This is a genomic window from Paraburkholderia rhynchosiae, assembly GCF_002879865.1.
Classification (GTDB): domain Bacteria; phylum Pseudomonadota; class Gammaproteobacteria; order Burkholderiales; family Burkholderiaceae; genus Paraburkholderia; species Paraburkholderia rhynchosiae.
The window spans coordinates 1-5226 of the sequence record NZ_PNXY01000081.1 but is presented as its reverse complement, the minus strand read 5'-3'; the positions used below and the strand labels follow the sequence as shown (position 1 = coordinate 5226).

Genomic DNA, 5226 nt, shown 5'->3' with positions numbered 1-5226 from the left:
AAGCGCTGAAGCGCTGACGCGGGTCGAGACACACCTGTTATAGGATCAAGCCTTACGGGCAATTAGTATCAGTTAGCTGAGCGCATTACTGCGCTTACACACCTGACCTATCAACGTCCTGGTCTTGAACGACCCTTCAAGGGGCTTAAAGCCCCGGGGATATCTCATCTTAAGGCGAGTTTCCCGCTTAGATGCTTTCAGCGGTTATCTCTTCCGAACATAGCTACCCGGCGATGCCACTGGCGTGACAACCGGTACACCAGAGGTTCGTCCACTCCGGTCCTCTCGTACTAGGAGCAGCCCCCTTCAAATATCCAGCGCCCACGGCAGATAGGGACCAAACTGTCTCACGACGTTTTAAACCCAGCTCACGTACCTCTTTAAATGGCGAACAGCCATACCCTTGGGACCGGCTACAGCCCCAGGATGAGATGAGCCGACATCGAGGTGCCAAACACCGCCGTCGATATGAACTCTTGGGCGGTATCAGCCTGTTATCCCCAGAGTACCTTTTATCCGTTGAGCGATGGCCCTTCCATACAGAACCACCGGATCACTATGACCTGCTTTCGCACCTGCTCGACTTGTCGGTCTCGCAGTTAAGCACGCTTATGCCATTGCACTATCAGCACGATTTCCGACCGTACCTAGCGTACCTTCGTACTCCTCCGTTACACTTTGGGAGGAGACCGCCCCAGTCAAACTGCCTACCATGCACTGTCCCCGATCCGGATTACGGACCAAGGTTAGAACCTCAAACAGATCAGGGTGGTATTTCAAGGATGGCTCCACGCAGACTGGCGTCCACGCTTCACAGCCTCCCACCTATCCTACACAGACCGGTTCAAAGTCCAATGCAAAGCTACAGTAAAGGTTCATGGGGTCTTTCCGTCTAGCCGCGGGGAGATTGCATCATCACAAACACTTCAACTTCGCTGAGTCTCGGGAGGAGACAGTGTGGCCATCGTTACGCCATTCGTGCAGGTCGGAACTTACCCGACAAGGAATTTCGCTACCTTAGGACCGTTATAGTTACGGCCGCCGTTTACCGGGACTTCAATCAGGAGCTTGCACCCCATCATTTAATCTTCCGGCACCGGGCAGGCGTCACACCCTATACGTCCACTTTCGTGTTTGCAGAGTGCTGTGTTTTTATTAAACAGTCGCAGCCACCAGTTTATTGCAACCCCTTCACCCTTTGCGCGCAGGCGCATCAAGCTACAGGGGCGTACCTTATCCCGAAGTTACGGTACCAATTTGCCGAGTTCCTTCTCCCGAGTTCTCTCAAGCGCCTTAGAATACTCATCTCGCCCACCTGTGTCGGTTTGCGGTACGGTCTTGTTGAACTGAAGCTTAGAGGCTTTTCCTGGAACCACTTCCGATTGCTTCGTCTCCGAAGAGACTGGCCTCACACCCTTGAATTGCGCGCCCGGATTTGCCAAAGCGCCTTCTCCAATGCAAGGACCGGGACTTCCAACACCCGGACAACCTTCCGCGATCCGTCCCCCCATCGCATTCAACAATGGTGCAGGAATATTAACCTGCTTCCCATCAGCTACGCATTTCTGCCTCGCCTTAGGGGCCGACTCACCCTACGCCGATGAACGTTGCGTAGGAAACCTTGGGCTTACGGCGAGGGGGCCTTTCACCCCCTTTATCGCTACTCATGTCAGCATTCGCACTTCCGATACCTCCAGCACACTTTCCAGTGCACCTTCGCAGGCTTACGGAACGCTCTCCTACCATGCACATCGCTGTGCATCCGCAGCTTCGGTATATTGCTTAGCCCCGTTACATCTTCCGCGCAGGACGACTCGATCAGTGAGCTATTACGCTTTCTTTAAAGGATGGCTGCTTCTAAGCCAACCTCCTGACTGTTTTAGCCTTCCCACTTCGTTTCCCACTTAGCAATATTTGGGGACCTTAGCTGGCGGTCTGGGTTGTTTCCCTCTTGACACCGGACGTTAGCACCCGATGTCTGTCTCCCGTGATTGCACTCTTCGGTATTCGGAGTTTGCTATGGCGTAGTAATCCGCAATGGACCCCACAACCATGACAGTGCTCTACCCCCGAAGGTGATACACGAGGCACTACCTAAATAGTTTTCGGAGAGAACCAGCTATTTCCAGGTTTGTTTAGCCTTTCACCCCTATCCACAGCTCATCCCCTAACTTTTCAACGTTAGTGGGTTCGGACCTCCAGTACGTGTTACCGCACCTTCATCCTGGCCATGGATAGATCACCTGGTTTCGGGTCTACACCCAGCGACTGGACGCCCTGTTCGGACTCGCTTTCGCTACGCCTGCCCTAATCGGTTAAGCTTGCCACTGAATGTAAGTCGCTGACCCATTATACAAAAGGTACGCCGTCACCCCCTTGCGAAGGCTCCGACTGTTTGTATGCATGCGGTTTCAGGATCTGTTTCACTCCCCTCCCGGGGTTCTTTTCGCCTTTCCCTCACGGTACTGGTTCACTATCGGTCGATCACGAGTATTTAGCCTTGGAGGATGGTCCCCCCATCTTCAGACAGGATTTCACGTGTCCCGCCCTACTTGTCGCATACCTAGTTCTTCCTCACTGTTTTCGTCTACAGGGCTATCACCTGCTATGGCCGCACTTTCCAGAGCGTTCGACTAACAACGAAGATAAAGAATGCAGGCTGGTCCCATTTCGCTCGCCACTACTCTGGGAATCTCGGTTGATTTCTTTTCCTGCGGTTACTTAGATGTTTCAGTTCACCGCGTTCGCTTCTCATGACCTATGGATTCAGTCATGGATACTCCATTCGGAGTGGGTTTCCCCATTCGGACATCTTCGGATCAAAGCTCGTTTGCCAGCTCCCCGAAGCTTTTCGCAGGCTACCGCGTCCTTCATCGCCTGTGATCGCCAAGGCATCCACCACATGCACTTGTTCGCTTGACCCTATAACGGGTGTGTCTCTGCCGATCCGAAGGACCGACCGTTCACACTCGCTACAGGTTGAGTATTCGTGTTGCGCCGTATTCCAAAGCAATCTTTCGATCACTTAAAAAATACATTGATACAATCACAACCCTGATTCACCTACTCACACACCCATCTCAAGGTGTATTTTCGTGAATCTCTTTACTACTTCTTCCTGATTGTTAAAGAACGACAGCCGATATCACGGTTGCTATAACCGTGTATCACTCTGACTGGCTCAATCGCCAATGCACAGCACTCTGCACCTGCTACTTCCGCAGAACGCTACGCATTGAGGATTGGTGGAGGATGACGGGATCGAACCGACGACCCCCTGCTTGCAAAGCAGGTGCTCTCCCAGCTGAGCTAATCCCCCAGTCATGCACAGATACTCTGTCTGTTACCACCCAGGGGTTGACCGATTAGCCGCAGCCACCGCAGAAACAGTGGTGGGTCTGGATGGATTCGAACCATCGACCCCCGCCTTATCAAGACGGTGCTCTAACCGACTGAGCTACAGACCCCTGAGCCTGTCCAGTTTCACAGCCGATAAGCGTGAGCGCTCAACGTTTGACACGTCTAGCTCGAGAAAGGAGGTGATCCAGCCGCACCTTCCGATACGGCTACCTTGTTACGACTTCACCCCAGTCATGAATCCTACCGTGGTGACCGTCCTCCTTGCGGTTAGACTAGCCACTTCTGGTAAAACCCACTCCCATGGTGTGACGGGCGGTGTGTACAAGACCCGGGAACGTATTCACCGCGGCATGCTGATCCGCGATTACTAGCGATTCCAGCTTCACGCACTCGAGTTGCAGAGTGCGATCCGGACTACGATCGGTTTTCTGGGATTGGCTCCCCCTCGCGGGTTGGCGACCCTCTGTTCCGACCATTGTATGACGTGTGAAGCCCTACCCATAAGGGCCATGAGGACTTGACGTCATCCCCACCTTCCTCCGGTTTGTCACCGGCAGTCTCCCTGGAGTGCTCTTGCGTAGCAACTAGGGACAAGGGTTGCGCTCGTTGCGGGACTTAACCCAACATCTCACGACACGAGCTGACGACAGCCATGCAGCACCTGTGTTACGGCTCCCTTTCGGGCACCCCGGCCTCTCAGCCAGGTTCCGTACATGTCAAGGGTAGGTAAGGTTTTTCGCGTTGCATCGAATTAATCCACATCATCCACCGCTTGTGCGGGTCCCCGTCAATTCCTTTGAGTTTTAATCTTGCGACCGTACTCCCCAGGCGGTCAACTTCACGCGTTAGCTACGTTACCAAGCCAATGAAGGCCCGACAACTAGTTGACATCGTTTAGGGCGTGGACTACCAGGGTATCTAATCCTGTTTGCTCCCCACGCTTTCGTGCATGAGCGTCAGTATTGGCCCAGGGGGCTGCCTTCGCCATCGGTATTCCTCCACATCTCTACGCATTTCACTGCTACACGTGGAATTCTACCCCCCTCTGCCATACTCTAGCCCGCCAGTCACAAATGCAGTTCCCAGGTTAAGCCCGGGGATTTCACATCTGTCTTAGCGGACCGCCTGCGCACGCTTTACGCCCAGTAATTCCGATTAACGCTTGCACCCTACGTATTACCGCGGCTGCTGGCACGTAGTTAGCCGGTGCTTATTCTTCCGGTACCGTCATCCCCCAGAGGTATTAGCCCCGAAGTTTTCTTTCCGGACAAAAGTGCTTTACAACCCGAAGGCCTTCTTCACACACGCGGCATTGCTGGATCAGGGTTGCCCCCATTGTCCAAAATTCCCCACTGCTGCCTCCCGTAGGAGTCTGGGCCGTGTCTCAGTCCCAGTGTGGCTGGTCGTCCTCTCAGACCAGCTACAGATCGTCGCCTTGGTAGGCCTTTACCCCACCAACTAGCTAATCTGCCATCGGCCGCCCCTGTAGCGCGAGGTCCCGAAGGATCCCCCGCTTTCCTCCGCAGAGCGTATGCGGTATTAATCCGGCTTTCGCCGGGCTATCCCCCACTACAGGACACGTTCCGATGTATTACTCACCCGTTCGCCACTCGCCACCAGGGTTGCCCCCGTGCTGCCGTTCGACTTGCATGTGTAAGGCATGCCGCCAGCGTTCAATCTGAGCCAGGATCAAACTCTTCAGTTCAAACCTGTTACTGTTTTTCGGGCTCTTCCGAACCCGGTCGCTCACTCAACGTACTGACGAAGTGTCCAGCCATCTTTCAACGGCCTGACCTTCCTTTCATTACTGTGTGAGACTTGATACTTCCGCTTTACGGCAGACCCCGAAGGATCCACCTCGCGTCG

The 5226-nt window shown here is 54.0% G+C and carries 2 tRNA genes and 2 rRNA genes; all 4 read right to left on the bottom strand.

Features of this window, described 5'->3' with window-relative positions:
- Nucleotides 1–41: 41 nt before the first annotated feature.
- Nucleotides 42–2922 (bottom strand): 23S ribosomal RNA (locus C0Z16_RS36710).
- 321 nt (nucleotides 2923–3243) lie between these two features.
- Nucleotides 3244–3319: transfer RNA gene (locus tag C0Z16_RS36705), tRNA-Ala, on the bottom strand.
- Between the two features lie 71 nt (nucleotides 3320–3390).
- A tRNA-Ile gene (locus C0Z16_RS36700) sits at nucleotides 3391–3467 on the bottom strand.
- A 65-nt stretch (nucleotides 3468–3532) separates the two neighbouring features.
- Nucleotides 3533–5065, bottom strand: a 16S ribosomal RNA gene (locus C0Z16_RS36695).
- Together the 16S and 23S rRNA genes with 2 tRNA genes alongside form the textbook arrangement of a ribosomal RNA operon.
- Between the last annotated feature and the right edge of the window lie 161 nt (nucleotides 5066–5226).